Raw genomic sequence first — 16,927 nt, 5'->3', positions numbered from 1 at the left:
TGCCACAACACAGACCCCCACTACAGTCTTTCTTTGAATTTTGTGGGGATCGTACAGGCATGAAGCGCGATACATAGAAAAAGACTGGAGATTTCTTTCAGCGTTTCATCCTATGGATTCAGGTGCGAGCCTAGCGTTCATCACAGACAGTATAATATCCATGGCGAAAAGGATTACTGCGCGATCTAAACTTATAATCTCGACAACGTTGTCCATGATCATCAGTATATCGTCTGTCTAAACGGAATGAAAAATCACCAAAATTCATATCCTGCTGCCACTCTCGTTCCTGACGTGCTCTATCTTCTTCATCCATTTGTTTCAAAAATTTACTGAGTTTACTGGCATGCCCTACTGAGAAGAGGGAAGTAATAAGTAGAAGCAAGATTATTTTTTTCATAACTAGACAACAAAAAATACAAAAAGAGCGTTATTAAACCATAATTTTCCTAAATAGACAAAAATTTAAAGGAAAATAATAAAGAAAGTGTATACTCGGAATTATTAAGATCGTTGAATAATCAGGAAATTCTAATGCCAGGACAGCCATTCAAAATAACCATGCCATTCGTTTTGCTCAGCATGATACTTTATCTTTTGTTACTTTCCTTTATTCAGTATCCTTTGACCACGTTACTCAAACCTATTCCCATTGCTTTGCTAATGCTCTTTGTCTTGCAAGTCAATCCAGGAAAGCACATAAAACCCCTATTATTGCTTGCCTTAGGATTTTCACTTATTGGCGATGTTTTTTTGACTCTTCCCATAAAAATGGCAGTGCACGTAGGGATCTTGGCGTTTATGGCGACACATTGCAGCTATATCAGTTTATTTTTAAAGAGCCTGCAATTGCAAAGAAAGAATTTGTTTGCCTTTTTACCCATCTTATTATTTGTGCTCATAAGCTTTTACTTTTTATCCCCCTATCTGGGAGAAATGAAAATACCGGTAGCAGTTTATTTATGCCTGCTGACCTTAATGGTATTTTGTTCCTTTCAAGTCAAACAGCAATCGCTATTGCTGCGAACCGGAGCCTGCCTTTTTTTACTTTCTGACTTTGTTTTGTCATTAGACTTATTTATTCTATCGCACAATAAACCCATCACTGTTTTAATTATGTTGCTCTATTACATTGCCCAAACTCTATTAGTAATAGGAGTCACTCAAACCAAAGAAAAGGTCGTTCTCGAGTTACAGAGTATATTTCGCAGTGTCAAGCTGGCGTAGTTTTTTACTTTTTATTTATCGCTACGTAACAAGAGTAAATAATTTCAAGAGATACAATAAGTAGGAAGTCACGATAACAATTGTGATATTGACTACAAAACCAAGATGTTTTTTTCTTAAAATGAGGGCAGAAAGATATCTTCCCAATTCAGTAACAAAAAATAAAATCAAATAGGTGGCGCATATTGTGAAAAAAGCCCAATAGAAACATTCTGAATTAAAGTAAAAAGGAACAAACTCTGTAGTAATACCCGCGCCTTTTTTGTAACATAAACTAAAAAAATAATGCCTCTCGTAGATAACTAAAAAAATTATCGCGTACAATCGAAGAAAATTTATATTATATAACATGAACTCATTCTCCGATTTTCGTCCTCTATTTTTCTGCAAAGTCATCAATGTATTTTCATATACTATTTCATTGACATACTAAGTTTATTTGTTTTGATAAATTATAGGTGGTTCGTCCTGATTCGCAAATGAATATGCTTGTGATGTAACATGCTCAAAAGCATATGGAAACTTCTTCGCCAAACAGAAGAGAAAGTTTAGAAGCTGTCATAACCTATTTTAAAGCGAAGAAGAATGTCTTGATTAAATTTTCATGCAAAGCCTGAACAAATGCATACTATGGCCCAGGCTATTCTATGATTTATCCCATTTTTTTATAGGAATCATGACCAATAAAACGAGCTCCTGGTCCTTCATGAGCAATGTCGCTTGCCTGCTTATTGAGTATGGAAATGGTATCAATCGCTTGTTGATTTTTATCAAAATGCCCACTAATACTCAATACAGACTCACACATTGGATAAACTACGCTAAAAGATAGTGCATTTCCTACCATATAACCGGTAATCGGTCTTTTTTGATTTATGGCTTGTGGACACGTTTTGGAGGCAACAGCAGTGGTGAAATAGCCCTCAACTTTATTATCTGGCAAAATATCGAGTTCTAAAATTGATCCTCTTTCATTTTTATAAGTAACTGTTTTTTGCTCAGCAAAAACAGATTGAGCCAATAAAGAGGATGCTGCAATTGTGACACAAAAGAACGACTTAAAATTCATTAGATACTCCTTTGTTTTTAAAACAGGGGTTGATATCGGATTGTTGTTTAACATCTTACTCGAATAAGATCAAATAGTATCTTTAAAATTGTATAGGAAAAATACTCTTCTCATTAAGAATGCATCATTGAATAGAAGTCTAATAACTCTTTTGACACACAGGGTTCTTGAGCTTAATATACATAGCTTAATTGCTTCAATTGCATATCTGCTGTTCTTCCACAGTAAAATAATAAAGCTCAGGATGGGTTTGAAATGTATAAGTTGGTGATCGTTTGGTTGACTATTTTACTGCTCGCAGCCTGCGAAAAAGAAAATAGGTCTTTTAGTGGATATGTTGATGCCGATCTCGTCTATTTGTCTTCGGATTTTGGTGGACGCCTGGCTGATCTCGCCGTATTACGGGGACAGTCAGTCAAAAGCGAGCAATTCTTATTTAAACTCGAACAAACCAGTGAACTTTATAATGTACGAATGAGTGAGCTAAGCAAACAAAATCTGCTTGCTCAGCGCCAACAAATTTTGACCCAACTCAACTACAATGAAATCAATTATCGTCGTGTCCAGGGAATGCGACAACAAAATGCAGCAAGCCAAAGTGATCTGGATGCGGCACAAAGAGATTTAAAGATTTCCAAAGATCAACTTACTGACGTCGATGTTAAAATCCACAACAATCAGATTGAAACAAGCGATAAAAAATGGCAGGTAACCCGCAAAGAAAATTTTGCACCAGACCGGGGAATTATATTTGATACGTATCATAAACCAGGTGAGTTTGTCCAAGCAGGCTCCCCTGTTCTTTCATTGATTACCAGAAATAATATTAAAGCGGTATTTTTTGTTCCCGAGGTAGAACTTTCTAAACTGCGCCTTAATGAACACGTTAAGATTAAGACAGATAAAAATGAGAATTTTGCTACGGGGCATATTTTCTATATTTCAAATATTGCTGAATTTACTCCTCCTATCATTTATTCCCGTGAGGAACGTCAACGTCTTGTATTCCGAGTCGAAGCAAAAATTGATTCTCCTGATTTAGAAAAAACTCATCTTGGACTACCTGTCACATTGGAATTAGCTGATGAGTGATTTTGCAATTGATGTTAAAAAACTAACAAAAAAATTTGATGAAAAAGTCGCTGTGGATCATATTAGCCTACAAGTAGAAAAAGGCTCCATATTTGGCTTTCTTGGTTCGAACGGAAGCGGTAAAACGACTACCATTCGCATGATTTGCGGCCTTTTAACTCCCACCGATGGTGAGGGAAATTGCCTTGGATACGACATTAAAACTCAAAGTGATGAAATCAAAAAACATATAGGCTATATGCCCCAGAAATTCAGTTTTTATACGGGATTAACTGCTTATGAAAATCTGCGCTTTACTGCTGATATTTTTCAGGTAAAAAATCCAGCTCAAGCAATAAAAAACATCATCAAAGATCTTGGCTTAGAGGACTATCAAAAAATACAAGCAGGCAATTTATCAGGAGGATGGAAACAGCGCTTGGCCCTGGCATGTAGTTTACTTCATAAACCGCAATTATTATTCTTGGATGAACCAACTGCAGGTGTTGATCCCAAGGCACGTAAAGAATTTTGGGATTATTTACATAAAATATCCTCTCGCGATGGCACCACAATTTTAGTGACGACCCATTATATGGATGAAGCTGAGAAGTGCACTGATTTAGCATATATTAATCTAGGGAAATTATTGTATACAGGCAGCACAAAAGATTTAATTCCTCAATCAAAAGTCAAAGCGTATCTATTGGAAGTCGATAGAAAAGAGCAAAATTCATTAATGGAAAAAATACATGATGCACATCCCAAATTATTGGCTTCAATTGTAAATAATGAATTGCGCATTTCATCACGCGATGAGCAATTACTAAAAAAAGTGATTCAAGAAAACAGTGATCGTTCAAGTAAAGAAGTCACTCCTTCTTTTGAAGAGGTTTTTATCGGATTAATGCGATGAACTATAAAAATCTATCACAGGGAATATCTTTAGCTCGTCTTGGTGGTTTAATACGTAAAGAATTTATTCTTGTCAGCCGTGATCGCGGCACAATCGCGATGCTCGTTATCTTACCAATCATGTTACTGATCCTTTTTGGCTTTGCCATTGAATTCGATCCGAAACATCTGCCCACTACCATTATTAGTTATGATAATTCGCCATTAACCCGAAGCTATGTCAGCTCACTTGAAGCTTCAGGATATTTTAAAGTCATTCATGAAGGATTTGATGAAAATAAGAAGAATGAAGATTTCGCAAATGGAAAAATCAGCTTTGCTTTCACCATCCCTCCAAATTTTACCCGTAAATATATTCGTAATGAGAACCCCCAATTACTGGTTGAAATCGATGGCTCAGATCCGGGAAGCAGTGCGAGTGCGCTCAGCAATGCTCTGCCCATCCTGAATCAAACTCTGGATAGGTTTAATAAACAAGGTTTAGGTTTCTCATCCACAACGCATTCAAAAAGAAGCGTCGACCTCACCACCCACAGACTTTATAATGAATCGAATATAAGTTCTTATAATATCGTTCCTGGTTTAATTGGAGTATTACTTACTCTCACTTTAGTGATGCTGACCTCGACTGCCATCACTTCTGAAAAAGAAACCGGCACAATGGAAATGCTGTTAAGTACTCCATTAAAACCTTTAGAAATCATTCTTGGTAAAGTAATCCCCTACATTGTTTTAGGTTATTTGCAACTTACAAGTATTTTAATTTTTGGTAAGGTTTTAATTCATATTCCTACTGAAGGAAGTATTTTGTTGCTTTATATCGCCGTAGCCCCGTTTCTTATTGCTAATTTAATGGTAGGCATGATTTTTTCTACAATCGCACGTTTACCTATGCAAGCAATGCAACTTAGTGTCTTTTTTCAATTACCTTCAATGTTTTTATCAGGTTATATTTTTTCTTTCTATGGGATGCCTACTTGGGCGCAGTTCTTGGGATATTGCCTGCCAATGACCTATTTTACCCGGATTGCACGTGGAATATTACTGAAGGGCAATACATTTAGCCAAATTGTTCCTAATATTTTACCTATTTTATTGATTGCCTTTATTTTGATTATTTTGACAGGAAAAATATTTAGAACAAAGCTCGACTAGGATCTACTGATAATTCGTCAATAAGACCTAATAACTTTATTTTAAATGGCCAAATCATGAAACTGAAAATTATCTTGCTTAACCTATTTGCCATATTGCTTGGAGGATGTTGCAAAAACTGTATTATTCATGAAAAAGTAAATTATCCTAAAAGTACGCGCAGTGGAGTTAAATACATCAACAATAAAGCCGATTTAAGTCGCGTCGCATGGTGGAAAAAACTGAAGGATCCGCAGCTTAACGGGCTTATTTCTCAGGCTCTAGCATGTAATGATTCGATTAGGAGCTCCTATGCAACAATTGAGCAAGCACAAGCACAACTTAAAGCGGCTCAATATGCCTGGATCCCAACTCTTGATGCAACTGCTACCGGCTTTACAGGCGGCACTTGGAATACTCATATTTCTCCAAGAGGACAATTGGCGAATAATCCTTTCTTTTCAAACTTTTCCAATCCGAAGTTTAGAGGATATTATGCTGGATTTGTTCCGGGATACACATTGAACGTCTTAAATAATATTAACAATGTTAAAGCAGCCAAAGCTTCTTTAGCCATAGAGGAGGCACAAACTCAGTCAATAAAATTAGGGATTATTAGTCAAATGAGCGGGGCCTACTTTATGCTTTTAAGCCAACGAGAACAATTGGCAGTAGAAAAATCCCTAGCGAGCGACTTGCGGAAACTACGTCAACTCGAACGTGTTCGATTCCAAAAAGGTGCCAATGATATTGCTATAATCACCAATGTAGATCAACAAATTGCTGAAGAAGAAGCAAGGATTCCCCAAATTGAAAGTGTCATTGCGCAAAGTGAAAATACCATTCACCTCTTATTGAATCAAAATCCTGGACCCATTGCTACGCATCGTACCTTACTTTCATTAAACTTAAATCATCTCATTCCTAAATCGTTACCTTCATCGGTTTTAAAAAATCGTCCTGACATCATGGTTGCCTTAAATAATCTGAAAATGGCTCAAGCACAAATTGGCGTAGCTTATTCAGCTTTTTTCCCCACGATTGACTTGACTGGGTTGGTTGGAGGAGCTTCTGTTGATTTAACTAATCTTTTAAAATTAAGTACTAATATTTGGGTTGCGCAAGCCGCAGGTTCGACAAAAATTTTCAATGCCAGCTCCTATCAAAATATCAAATCTGCTAAAGCCGGATTCAAAGCAATCTATTATGACTATCTGGAAACCCTTCATTCTGTATTCGCAGATGTAGATGACTCGCTTACAAATGAGCAGAAAAATAACTTAGCGTATGTACAAACTCAAAAAGCGTATTTGGCAGCACAAAAAGCATATGATATTGCATTAGCTCAATATAAAGCTGGAGCAAAAGATTATCGCAATGTCATCAATGCCAAAATAAATCGGGATCGAAGCAAGTTGAGTTTAATCCAGGAAAAAGCGCAATTACTCGATAGTATTGTGCAAGTATATAACGCTGTTGCCGGGGGGTATGATACTGCCTAGCTGTCAATATGTAGCCTGGGTGCAGCGTAGCGGAACCCAGGAATATAATCGCATTTTAATCCCGGGTTCCGCTACGCTGCACCCAGGCTACATTTCTTATCCTTTTCTTTTAACTACGCTTTTTCGTCAAGTGCTTGTTCAACCACTTTAACTAGCCTCCCTGCTTCAGGGGATGTCGTTGAGTAGAAATAGTCAATAAGCTCGCCTTTTCGATTGATAAGGTACTTATGAAAATTCCATTTTGGTGCTGTGCCAAATCCTAATTCCTTTCTAGCCCATAAATAAAATGGATGGGCATTTTTTCCTGAAACTACTTCTTTAGCAGCCATGGGAAAAGTAACTCCGTAATTGACCTGGCAAAAATTTGCAATTTCTTGTTCAGTTCCTGGCTCCTGGCTCCCGAAATCATTTGAGGGGACGCCAAGTATGACTAAACCGCGATCTTTATATTTTTCATAAAGTTTTTCCAAACGAGCATACTGCGGAGTAAAACCACATTTTGAAGCCGTATTGACTACCATTAAAACTTTTCCCTGAAAGGAAGACAGAGGCAACGGCTCATGTCCACGTAAGGTGTGGAACGAATAATCATATGCATTGTCATGATGCTGAGTATCTGCTGCTGATAAATTAGAAGTCATGATAAGCCATCCTAGTATTATTATTGAGAGAAAATGCATGGTTATCCCTAATCTTATGAAAGCACAGAACCGAAAACAGTTTTGGGATTGATATCAATAATATACTATTGATCTTGTAAAGCAAGAATGGATTTATTTATCCAACTGGTGTCTGATTTTTTCTTGCACTTCACGCATGTGTTCTTCATCTTTATAATGAGTACGCGGCCAAAAAAAACCTTTGAGCCCATCTTGTTTATTCCTAGGAACAATATGGATATGAAGATGAGGAATGCTTTGACTAATTGTATTATTCATTGCAACAAAACTTCCTGCAGCTTCCATTGCTTTTTCAACAGCTTTCCCTATCCTTTGCGTGAGTAAAAAAAGAGGCAATACCATTGAATCAGGCACATCATAAAGTGTTTTAATATGCACTTTAGGAGCCAATAAGGTATGACCTGGAAAAAGAGGACGAGAATCCAAAAAAGAAATGAAATTCTCGTCTTCAAAAACAATAAACGATTTTTCTTTTTTTGCTGCAATTAAATCGATAATACATTCACTTGTCATTTTATATCCCTATCATTATTTTCAGATTTAAACTGCGAATCCGTTTTCTGTTGTATTATAGGTTTGACCTTTATGTTCCAACAAACTCTCTTTTTCCCCTTTGTTTTTTATCTTGAGAATGCGACTAAAAAAACCATCAGGAGAATGTGCAGAAGAGGTAAGCATCTGAGGAGGTTCTTCCGTTATTTCCTTAATTTTTTCCGCACGAATGCGATTGTGCCACCGGTAGACTAATCCTGGAATTGCAATAATCACTCCTCCCGTATAGCCTGCTGCCACACCATAAATTCCTAACTTGGTTTTAAGCCCAAGAAGCGCTGATCCTGTTATTCCCAAAGATAACGCTGAAACTGAAATAATAGTCGAACCTTTGAGATCCTTCAAAACTCTCAATTGTTGTAATAGATTATAACGTGCGGAATCCAGTATGACTCCAGTTGACATAATAGGGGCCAAATATTTAAGAATTTCTTTTACTTGGCTTGGTGCCTTTCCAATAATCAATACCCCCGGCATAACTGCAAAAAATAAAGGGACAGGAGTAGTGTAAATCAGTGTAGTTAATAATCCATATTTCCCCATTCGACTTGCATTTTCATATTTTTTAGCTCCAATCAAGCGATTAAGTTCTTGTGAATTACTTTGGCCAAATCCGGCTAACATTAAAAAATTAAAGAATATATATTGATTTAAATAAGTGATTGCGGCTTGCTCCTTTGTGCCAAGCATACCCGATAAAATACTTACTGACAGAGACATTGCCATTTCGCTTGCCACTGAAAGTGTAATTGAACTGCCTATTTGCAAAAGCTCGATAAATTGCTTGAACTGACCGGAAAACCTCTTAAAAATATTGAAGAATTCGTACTGACTAAAATCTTTATGCTTTGCTAAGTAAAGCGCATAGGATAAAGAGGTTAGATACGCTTCAATTACATAACCTATGGCAATTCCCGTGCCTCCTAATTTGGGTACTCCTAAACCACCAAATCCCAACCATGCACCAATTCCTGTTCCTACTGCAAGACTTGCCAATCCCAGAAGCATTGCCGGTTTCGCATGCCCGAAGCTAAACATCATTTGCTCTGAAGAGATTCGTGTCATCACTGCTGCTACTGCAGGCGAATAAATACGCAAAAAACTCTGAGTAATTTCTGCAACATGCTCACTTTGACCAAAAAGAGTGGTTAATAAAGGTTTGGAAAAGATCAATCCCATCATGACAGGAGGGGTAACTAATGCAGATAAAAAAAGGCCATTGCGATTTATGCCGGCAATGTATTCACGTTTCTCTTGTAAAACTATTTCATTTGTTTCACCGTTTGTTTCATCCTCGGTTAATTCACCAATTTTATTGCTTGCAATCACACTCATAGAAAATAAAGGAGCCATTCCAATGACTAAAAATGTATTTATCATTGTGGAAATTAATGTTGCTGAAGCAACTTCGTCTTCATTTTCACTAAGTGAATTAAGCAATACAACAATTAAAAAAATCTCGAAACTGAAAGTAAACGAAAGGGCCATAGGAAGGGATAGGGAACTTAACTCTTTAAAAGTCCTCCAAAATCCAAAATAATCGTCACCTTCAACTTCTTCATCATCTACAAAAGGGACTACCTCGCTATTTTCTAATGAAGCCCCCTCTAAATTGCTCTGCTTTTCAAGAGAAGCCGGAATCTTAATTATTACTTCATCGTCTTTTAAATCTTGAAGTGTGGTGTTAATACTTACATCATCTCTGGGATTGTATTCAAATTGATCATTTTTTTGTTGCATTTATAATTTCCCTTAAAAGACAGCCACTGCAAAACATGGGATTCCTACGAATTTAAACCGATATGCCAAATAATTAGTTTTGATGACAAAATTAGAGGCACAACTTAGGGGCGGGAATTATATAGCAACATTAAAAATTTTCATCTGAATTTTTATTTATAAAGAATGGAAATGCATCATTGCGGATAAAAAAATACTAAAATATTATTTGTTTTCTTATCTGGATGATTTCAACCATACTTTGATTATCCAATTTTTAAAATGAGACGAGCTGAGGTAAAAATAATGAAAAAATGTCCTCTATTTTTGTTCTTGATGATTTCTTTGTTTCACTACAATGCTTTTGCGAATAAGCTCACTATAGAAAGTCCAGCTTTTAAAATGAATTCCATGATTCCGGACGAATTTACATGTAACGGAGTAGATCAATCCCCCCCTTTAGCTTGGTACAATATCCCACCCAATACTCAGTCACTTGCGCTGGTTGTCGATGATCCAGATTCGCCGAATGGGGTCTGGACGCATTGGATTGTATTTAATATACCGCCAAAAGTAACCGAATTAGGGGCGGGAGCTCCAATCCCACCAGGAGCTGCAAATGCACAAAACAGTTGGGGCGGCTTAGGATATCGAGGACCTTGTCCCCCCGTTGGAATTGCTCATAGTTATCATTTTAAACTGTATGCCCTGGATACCGTATTAAACCTTGGGGATGGCACGATTCGAGATATCGTTTTGAATGCAATGACGGGACATGTTATCGGTGAAGCAGAGCTGGTTGGGATTTATCAAAATTTAAAAAGAAACGCTCCTGCTCAATGATATATTATAGTTCTTGCAACGCAGCGATATTGGGGTCTCAAATGAGATCGGGTTTCTCCGCTGCAGTCAAGATGCCGGATTCTGCACATAAAGCCTGAATGTTCCCCATATCCTGTCATCCCTGCGCAAGCAGGGGGATGACAGAGTGTGCCCACTTGACTGAAATTTTATAATTTATGAGGAGCACTCGGTCATAAAACGCAGAAGATAGGCCTTTTGATTTTTATCATGCTGTTCGAAGTATTTACCCTGTCACGCATTTTTTGTCTATTTGCTGTGCTTTATGCAGCAAATAGATTCTTTATACAAAAATTTCCTCGCAACTTCAGTCATTTATTTTGACAAAAAATAAACCAGAATAAATAATTAATTATCAATGATAAAAACCGTACACTTTTAAACCGGAAATAACATGCACGCTGAACTTTTTTATACGGTAGATAGCCCACATCCTGTCCCGCTTTACCTAATCTCCCAAAAACAATGGGAGAAGCAAAGTTCTATGTTAACTCCTATTGAACGTAATTATTTCATGCATGCTCAATTTAATGGAAAAATTGGCGAGCATTGCTTGCTTTATAATACGGACGGTTTATTAGAGAAAGCTTACGTAGGCACTGGCGATGAAAATCAGGCATTAGCAATGGCCCATGCAGCTTTATTATTACCAGCAAACAGCTACAAGCTGCAAGATCCCTGTTCCCAAGAGGCTGTCTTATTTTGGGCATTGGCACAATACCGTTTTGAAAAATACAAAAAAGATCGCATACCCCCCCGACTCTTAGTAATCGAGCAACACATGTTCGCTGATTTAATTCATTTAACCCAAGCTCATTTTTTAGTGCGTGATCTTATCAATCAACCAGCCAGTGAGATGGGACCTAAAGAAATGGCAGATACAGTGGCCAAATTAGCTGAAGAACATCATGCACAATTTAAGCAATGGGTTGGTGATGAGTTGTTACATGCTAATTTTCCTGCCATTCATGCCGTTGGTCGTGCAGCCAAATCAGAGCCACGTTTGCTCTCTTTAACCTGGGGTGATGAAACAAATCCTCGTGTCACTCTGGTAGGAAAAGGGGTTTGTTTTGATACAGGAGGTCTGAATATTAAATCACCTTATGGCATGCGAATAATGAAAAAAGACATGGGGGGTGCAGCCCATGTAATAGGCATTGCCCAATGGATTATGAGGCGAAACTTACCTATTCGTTTACATTTACTTATTCCTGCTGTAGAAAATGCGATTGGTCCCAATGCCTTTAAACCTGGTGATATTTTAATTATGCGTAATGGTTTTACTGTAGAAATCGATAATACTGATGCCGAAGGACGTTTGATTTTGGCTGATGCTTTAGTAAAAGCATGTGAGGAAGAACCTGATCTCCTGATTGATTTTGCCACCTTGTCCTCCGCGGCGCGCGTCTCTGTAGGGACTGAAATGTCGGCATTTTTTGCAAATGATGAATCTTTAGCAGCGGAAATAATCGACTCATCTTATAAAACCGTTGATCCAGTTTGGCGTTTGCCGTTATTTGCACCTTATGAAAAGTTTCTGCGCTCAACTATTGCTGATATGACAAATTGCAGTGATTATCCCTATGGCGGAGCTATTATTGCGGCATTATTTCTCCAGCGATACATTAACAAGTCAACTCCGTGGGTACATTTTGACATTATGGCATGGAGTGAACAAAGTAAACCCGGAAAACCTGAAGGCGGTGAAGCCATGGGTTTACGTGCTGTCATAGACTATTTATTACGTGTTTATGGCTAGGTATCAGAATCTTCGCATCACCCAATTATATCTTTGCTAATTTGAATTCTGCTAATGGATAGTAATTTTGGCCATCTTTTTCAGATCTACTTTCTATGAGATGGATCTTATTAACCATGATTGGAGGAATAACCTGCACCTTTATTGTTTCCAATAATTCATGGGGTATCCTGTGGCGAACTAATCGCCCCATAGTCAAGTGTCCTCGAAAGATGCGAGTTTCAACAGGAATATTTAAATCAACCGCAGTATGCCCTATTACTTTGGACAGCATCGCCAAATCCGCTTGCGGTAGAACGGACAGTGAAAGGATTTTAGGATGGCGCAAGGTTGGAAACCATTCCAAATGACCGAATTGAAGTTGAAATGACAGTATATTTTTTATGGCGACTTGTACATTTTCAATCAAAAGAATTAACTGTTCCTGCGGTAAATTTCCTAAAAATTGCAAGGTAATATGCATTTTTTCTACATGAACCCAGCGAATGTAATCTGACAGTATGGTGTTTTGTAGCGTTTTTAAACTTCTGGCTAGACAAACCTGGGTTGCCTTGGGAAAGATAATTGCGAAAAAAACGCGTAACGTATGCATCATTTCCTCATAAAATTAGGATATAAGAATTCTAATCTATGAAACATTTTTAAACCCCTTTATCAAAAGAACTTGGATTATATACTATAATAGTATCAAAATTGTCCAAATAAAATTGGGATTTTGACAATGCATAGAGAAGACACATGGATAGTGGAGGATTATGATGATCCTTAAAACCCTACGGGAAAAAACTGAATTCTTGGAAGAATGTCTTTTTCATATTGATCATATTCTCAAACATATTACAAATAACAAAAATTCACCAAACGTCACCTTGCATCAAAAAAGCAAAAGCGATAACCAAGAAAAATGTATTTCAACCAACGCAAAACTTCCAAATTCCATAATAATCAAAGGAGACTTACCGGATAAAAATTTTGATGCAGGCAAATTAATAGTGCTTACGTCGCTGTACAATCATATTGCAGTACAAATTAAAAATAAAAATATTATTGATCTGGGAGTAGAGTTTAATAGAGTAAAGCAGAAACTGCATTTCACATTATTAAAAAAAGGTCTTCCGAGTGCTGATATTTTAATGAAAAAGCACAGGAATCATTTTTTAAGAGAAAGCATTCTGGGATATATTTTAAGTTTTATTTGGACATCACCTTCATCAGAGTTTCTTAATAAATATGAATTTTTCACCAAAGCATCTGATTCGGAAGATAATTTCAATTTTTGCTATGAACTGGCAGAAAACTGTCAATTCGATGTCAATCTTATTTCCAAAATCGAACCTATTGGCAAAGGATTAGGTTATATCATTAAAGCAAAATCAACTAAAGAAGCCTCTATCATTATGCATGCGATACGAAAACAGTTACGCGAAAAAAAACTCGAGGATTCGATTCGTTATATCGATACCTTAAATAGGTCCACTCAAGATGAAAGTTCATCAACCATTGAAATATGGGGTCAAGCTGTAGATATGCTCAATAACCTGAAAGATGAAAACATACGTAAATTTTGATTCCGCATAGATAAACGTTAACCAAGATGTTAGGATTCAACTTTTTATTCGAGAGTGAATGGAATATCGTCCTGATATTGATGGACTTAGAGCCATAGCGATTATATTGATTTTAATTTATCACGGAGAATTCTCCTTTTTTCCCGCGGGATTTATCGGAGTTGATGTATTTTTTGTGATTTCTGGCTTTCTCATTACTTGCACCATCCACGAATCACTCAAGGTTGGTTCTTTTTCCTTTTTGGATTTTTATAATCGAAGATTATGGCGTTTGCAACCTGTCTTTGTTTGCCTGCTCTTTTTAACAACAGCTCTAACTTTGTTGTTTTTTTTACCCGACGATTTAATTCAGTACAGCAGAAGTGCGCGCAAAACATCCTTGTTTTTATCCAACTTGTTTTTTGATAAAACAACAACAGGTTATTTTTCACCGGACACACACCAAATTCCCTTACTTCATACCTGGTCTCTTTCAATAGAATGGCAGTGCTATTTACTTTTACCCTGTATAATCTATTGCCTGCATCGTTTCTCACCTGATAAATATTTAATTCCACTTGTTGCTGGATTGACCTGTATCGCTTTTCTAGGGTCACTATACAATGCAAAAAACCAACCCTCACACACCTACTACTTATTTTCCAGCAGGATTTTTGAATTTTTAATGGGTTCCTGCATCGCATTCATTCCAAGGACTTTTTTTTCAGCCAATAAATATCTCTTAAATCTAATGGGTAGTTCGGCATTAATAACCTTGTTGTATCTTGCCAGTTTCAATCCAGTTGTAACAGGTTATCCTAATCAATATGCATTTATTGTTTGTATGGCAACAGGATTTCTCATTGCCATAGGAAGCTGTTCTCCCAAAAACATCTGGAGCCAATTACTTTCCAGTAAGCCGTTGGTTTTCATAGGACTGTTGTCTTATTCGCTTTACATTTGGCATTGGGTTATTTTCACAATTTTAAGATACCAAAGCATCGTGGAAACCCCTCTTGTTTTATTTGCTGTCTTTGGACTTACTTTTGTTTTAGCTTATCTCTCTTGGCACTTTATTGAAAAACCCTCAAGACGCTGGAAACAAATACAATTCCGTTACTCCTTTGCGTTTCTGTTATTGGCTCCCATTCTCGTTTTTCATCTCGCTGACTATGTAATAAAAAAAAATCAGGGATTTCCTCAGCGTTTTAATAATGAACTATTGACCGTTTATCAACAATTAGAGCAATATAAAAGCCCAAAAAGAGCGTTGTGTGTTACCGACTCTCAGCCTGAAATCAATACACAATGCCTTGTTGGCTCAAAAAAATCGGATAGTAAACACGCATTAATGATCGGTGATTCATTTGCCAATCATTACTGGGGTTTTGTAGATGTGTTAGGACAAGCAGCAAAAGTCTCCATTTTATCGCAAACAATATCTTCCTGCCTCACCTTGCCTGACATATATCTTTATGACTGGTGGCACTTTAAAAACCAAGTCTATTCACTCTGTCATGAACTTACCCAAAAATATTATCAAATGATTCAAAATAATCATTATGATTATGTAATTATTGGTCAGGTATGGTCTAATTATTTGTCAGCAAACATCATAAATAACATCGATGATCCGCATTCTTTACTTTTAACTCAAGAACGATTGGCACAAGCTCTAGATAAAGCGCTTTCAATCATCATCAATTCGGGAGCAAAACCCGTATTAATTCAGTCAACAGCACTAATGCAAAATAATTTTCACGATTGTTTTTATAAACATATAAAATTAAGAACATCTTATAATTCTCATGAATGCGAGTTTACCTATTATGAAGATCAATGGTTTAATCAATTACTTAGTAAAATGAAAAGCAAATACCCGCAATTAATTCTTATCGACCCTAAAAAAATACAATGTAAACAAAATAATTGTAAAGTGGACATTAATGGAGTTCCAATATATCGTGACGTAGGCCATATTACGGACTATGCCTCATATCAAATGGGGATGCTTTATCTACAAAAATTTCCAAACCCTTTGGGATAATCTTTCCTCCATACTCTAAGGAATTCTTTTATTGACGAGTGATGTTATTCGTCATATAAAAGATTTTCCTCTATCCTTTATAAATAAAAATTACACTTGACCTTAAAGTCATTAGAAGCAGTGATGCAAATTTGCGTGAGACTCCATTTGACTCTCATTGGGGATGGAAAACCTGCCTGGTACACAGGTTACAACTATGAGTTATTTATGAAAACAACAGTGACGCATTCTTCTGATATCCTTTTAGAGCTCGCAAACCATAAGGACTTACAAGGTGAATTAACGTATCAGCACATTTTACAAGTACTGGGCGAGCGGGCATTTGGAATTGTATTGTTGTTTTTTGCTTTACCCAGTGCCTTGCCTTTTTCTACAGTTCCAGGCGTTTCTGTTGTGTTTAGTGTGCCTATAGCACTTTTTGCATGCCAAATGATATTTGGCAGACAAACATTGTGGTTACCAAAAATCATTGCCACACGTACCATTCATCAAAAGACTATTTCCAAGGTAATCCATACTACGGTACCTTATTTGACTAAAATTGAATACTTTTTGAAGCCACGCTGGTTTTTTATGAGCTATCGCTTGCTGGAAATAATTACTGGCATCATGATTTTTTGTTTAGCCATCCTTCTCATGTTACCTATCCCATTAAGTAATTTTATATTTGCACTGCTACTTATTATTTTCAGTCTGGGATTGATAGAAAAAGATGGGGTACTTCTTATTGTAGGGTATATTGGTACTATTGTTTATATCAGTTTCATGTTTGTATTTATTGAAGGAATAATCAAATATTTTTCTCATTAAAAGCTATTGCTAATTTGACTGGGGAGACATTGAA

At 36.7% G+C, this 16,927-nt stretch carries 16 protein-coding genes; 10 read left to right on the top strand and 6 right to left on the bottom strand.

All coding sequences use genetic code 11. The features are described from left to right. Positions 1 to 130: 130 nt before the first annotated feature. Positions 131 to 400 (bottom strand): hypothetical protein, encoded by a 270-nt coding sequence (locus tag A8O27_RS16030; RefSeq protein ID WP_058458486.1) that lies wholly within the window; start codon positions 398 to 400, stop codon positions 131 to 133. 134 nt (positions 401 to 534) lie between these two features. Here A8O27_RS16030 and A8O27_RS16025 point away from each other — a divergent pair, with 134 nt between their 5' ends. Further along, entirely contained in the window at positions 535 to 1,227 is a 693-nt protein-coding gene (locus A8O27_RS16025) for a lysoplasmalogenase (protein WP_058458485.1), read from the top strand. A 652-nt stretch (positions 1,228 to 1,879) separates the two neighbouring features. Here the strand turns inward: A8O27_RS16025 and A8O27_RS18590 are convergent. Further along, the gene (locus A8O27_RS18590) at positions 1,880 to 2,296 is read right to left on the bottom strand and encodes an avidin/streptavidin family protein (RefSeq protein WP_082642404.1); all 417 of its coding nucleotides are present in this window, start codon (positions 2,294 to 2,296) and stop codon (positions 1,880 to 1,882) included. 255 nt (positions 2,297 to 2,551) lie between these two features. Here A8O27_RS18590 and A8O27_RS16010 point away from each other — a divergent pair, with 255 nt between their 5' ends. The 4 genes from A8O27_RS16010 to A8O27_RS15995 are packed head-to-tail and all read left to right on the top strand — an operon-like array spanning position 2,552 to position 6,918. Next, on the top strand, positions 2,552 to 3,388 hold the full coding sequence (locus tag A8O27_RS16010; protein WP_058458483.1) for an HlyD family secretion protein: 837 nt from the start codon (positions 2,552 to 2,554) through the stop codon (positions 3,386 to 3,388). Continuing rightward, positions 3,381 to 4,283 (top strand): ABC transporter ATP-binding protein, encoded by a 903-nt coding sequence (locus A8O27_RS16005; RefSeq protein ID WP_058458482.1) that lies wholly within the window; start codon positions 3,381 to 3,383, stop codon positions 4,281 to 4,283. Before A8O27_RS16010 ends, A8O27_RS16005 begins: the two co-directional genes overlap by 8 nt. Beyond that, complete coding sequence (locus tag A8O27_RS16000; protein ID WP_058458481.1) at positions 4,280 to 5,437, top strand: ABC transporter permease; 1,158 nt, start codon at positions 4,280 to 4,282, stop codon at positions 5,435 to 5,437. The genes A8O27_RS16005 and A8O27_RS16000 overlap by 4 nt, the downstream gene beginning before the upstream one ends. Positions 5,438 to 5,493: 56 nt before the next feature. After that, positions 5,494 to 6,918, top strand: coding sequence for a TolC family protein (locus tag A8O27_RS15995; protein ID WP_174223919.1), 1,425 nt, complete (start codon positions 5,494 to 5,496; stop codon positions 6,916 to 6,918). 113 nt (positions 6,919 to 7,031) lie between these two features. Here the strand turns inward: A8O27_RS15995 and A8O27_RS15990 are convergent, their stop codons facing one another. The 3 genes from A8O27_RS15990 to A8O27_RS15980 form a co-directional block, all read right to left on the bottom strand. After that, on the bottom strand, positions 7,032 to 7,559 hold the full coding sequence (locus A8O27_RS15990; protein WP_058458479.1) for a glutathione peroxidase: 528 nt from the start codon (positions 7,557 to 7,559) through the stop codon (positions 7,032 to 7,034). A 132-nt stretch (positions 7,560 to 7,691) separates the two neighbouring features. Continuing rightward, entirely contained in the window at positions 7,692 to 8,111 is a 420-nt protein-coding gene (locus A8O27_RS15985; protein ID WP_058458478.1) for an HIT family protein, read from the bottom strand. Positions 8,112 to 8,138: 27 nt separating this feature from the next. After that, positions 8,139 to 9,890, bottom strand: a complete 1,752-nt coding sequence (locus tag A8O27_RS15980; RefSeq protein WP_058458477.1) for an MATE family efflux transporter — start codon at positions 9,888 to 9,890, stop codon at positions 8,139 to 8,141. A gap of 285 nt (positions 9,891 to 10,175) precedes the next feature. Here A8O27_RS15980 and A8O27_RS15975 point away from each other — a divergent pair, with 285 nt between their 5' ends. Together A8O27_RS15975 and A8O27_RS15970 are read left to right on the top strand one after the other, a co-directional pair. Further along, positions 10,176 to 10,712 (top strand): YbhB/YbcL family Raf kinase inhibitor-like protein, encoded by a 537-nt coding sequence (locus tag A8O27_RS15975; RefSeq protein ID WP_058458476.1) that lies wholly within the window; start codon positions 10,176 to 10,178, stop codon positions 10,710 to 10,712. 412 nt (positions 10,713 to 11,124) lie between these two features. Next, entirely contained in the window at positions 11,125 to 12,489 is a 1,365-nt protein-coding gene (locus tag A8O27_RS15970) for a leucyl aminopeptidase family protein (protein WP_058458475.1), read from the top strand. A gap of 25 nt (positions 12,490 to 12,514) precedes the next feature. On the opposite strand, the gene thpR is transcribed toward A8O27_RS15970, so the two are convergent. Then, complete coding sequence (gene thpR, locus A8O27_RS15965; protein ID WP_235810472.1) at positions 12,515 to 13,084, bottom strand: RNA 2',3'-cyclic phosphodiesterase; 570 nt, start codon at positions 13,082 to 13,084, stop codon at positions 12,515 to 12,517. Positions 13,085 to 13,244: 160 nt separating this feature from the next. Here thpR and A8O27_RS15960 point away from each other — a divergent pair, with 160 nt between their 5' ends. The 3 genes from A8O27_RS15960 (at position 13,245) to A8O27_RS15950 (ending at position 16,893) form a co-directional block, all read left to right on the top strand. Further along, positions 13,245 to 14,057, top strand: coding sequence for a hypothetical protein (locus A8O27_RS15960; RefSeq protein WP_235810471.1), 813 nt, complete (start codon positions 13,245 to 13,247; stop codon positions 14,055 to 14,057). Between the two features lie 58 nt (positions 14,058 to 14,115). After that, positions 14,116 to 16,083 (top strand): acyltransferase family protein, encoded by a 1,968-nt coding sequence (locus tag A8O27_RS15955; protein WP_058458472.1) that lies wholly within the window; start codon positions 14,116 to 14,118, stop codon positions 16,081 to 16,083. Between the two features lie 207 nt (positions 16,084 to 16,290). Beyond that, on the top strand, positions 16,291 to 16,893 hold the full coding sequence (locus A8O27_RS15950) for an exopolysaccharide biosynthesis protein (protein WP_058458489.1): 603 nt from the start codon (positions 16,291 to 16,293) through the stop codon (positions 16,891 to 16,893). Positions 16,894 to 16,927 lie beyond the last annotated feature (34 nt).

This window comes from Legionella bozemanae (genome assembly GCF_001648595.1).
In the GTDB taxonomy this organism is placed as follows: Bacteria; Pseudomonadota; Gammaproteobacteria; order Legionellales; family Legionellaceae; genus Legionella; species Legionella bozemanae.
The sequence above is the reverse complement of the archived record's forward strand: the minus strand, read 5'-3'. Positions and strand labels throughout refer to the sequence as shown.

What these genes read in the sequence shown, in the direction of transcription:
- A8O27_RS16030 (WP_058458486.1), bottom strand. Translation starts at nt 400, where the DNA reads ATGAAAAAAATAATCTTGCTTCTACTTATTACTTCCCTCTTCTCAGTA.
- A8O27_RS16025 (WP_058458485.1), top strand. Translation starts at nt 535, where the DNA reads ATGCCAGGACAGCCATTCAAAATAACCATGCCATTCGTTTTGCTCAGC.
- A8O27_RS18590 (WP_082642404.1), bottom strand. Translation starts at nt 2,296, where the DNA reads ATGAATTTTAAGTCGTTCTTTTGTGTCACAATTGCAGCATCCTCTTTA.
- A8O27_RS16010 (WP_058458483.1), top strand. Translation starts at nt 2,552, where the DNA reads ATGTATAAGTTGGTGATCGTTTGGTTGACTATTTTACTGCTCGCAGCC.
- A8O27_RS16005 (WP_058458482.1), top strand. Translation starts at nt 3,381, where the DNA reads ATGAGTGATTTTGCAATTGATGTTAAAAAACTAACAAAAAAATTTGAT.
- A8O27_RS16000 (WP_058458481.1), top strand. Translation starts at nt 4,280, where the DNA reads ATGAACTATAAAAATCTATCACAGGGAATATCTTTAGCTCGTCTTGGT.
- A8O27_RS15995 (WP_174223919.1), top strand. Translation starts at nt 5,494, where the DNA reads ATGAAACTGAAAATTATCTTGCTTAACCTATTTGCCATATTGCTTGGA.
- A8O27_RS15990 (WP_058458479.1), bottom strand. Translation starts at nt 7,559, where the DNA reads ATGACTTCTAATTTATCAGCAGCAGATACTCAGCATCATGACAATGCA.
- A8O27_RS15985 (WP_058458478.1), bottom strand. Translation starts at nt 8,111, where the DNA reads ATGACAAGTGAATGTATTATCGATTTAATTGCAGCAAAAAAAGAAAAA.
- A8O27_RS15980 (WP_058458477.1), bottom strand. Translation starts at nt 9,890, where the DNA reads ATGCAACAAAAAAATGATCAATTTGAATACAATCCCAGAGATGATGTA.
- A8O27_RS15975 (WP_058458476.1), top strand. Translation starts at nt 10,176, where the DNA reads ATGAAAAAATGTCCTCTATTTTTGTTCTTGATGATTTCTTTGTTTCAC.
- A8O27_RS15970 (WP_058458475.1), top strand. Translation starts at nt 11,125, where the DNA reads ATGCACGCTGAACTTTTTTATACGGTAGATAGCCCACATCCTGTCCCG.
- thpR (WP_235810472.1), bottom strand. Translation starts at nt 13,084, where the DNA reads ATGATGCATACGTTACGCGTTTTTTTCGCAATTATCTTTCCCAAGGCA.
- A8O27_RS15960 (WP_235810471.1), top strand. Translation starts at nt 13,245, where the DNA reads ATGATGATCCTTAAAACCCTACGGGAAAAAACTGAATTCTTGGAAGAA.
- A8O27_RS15955 (WP_058458472.1), top strand. Translation starts at nt 14,116, where the DNA reads ATGGAATATCGTCCTGATATTGATGGACTTAGAGCCATAGCGATTATA.
- A8O27_RS15950 (WP_058458489.1), top strand. Translation starts at nt 16,291, where the DNA reads ATGAAAACAACAGTGACGCATTCTTCTGATATCCTTTTAGAGCTCGCA.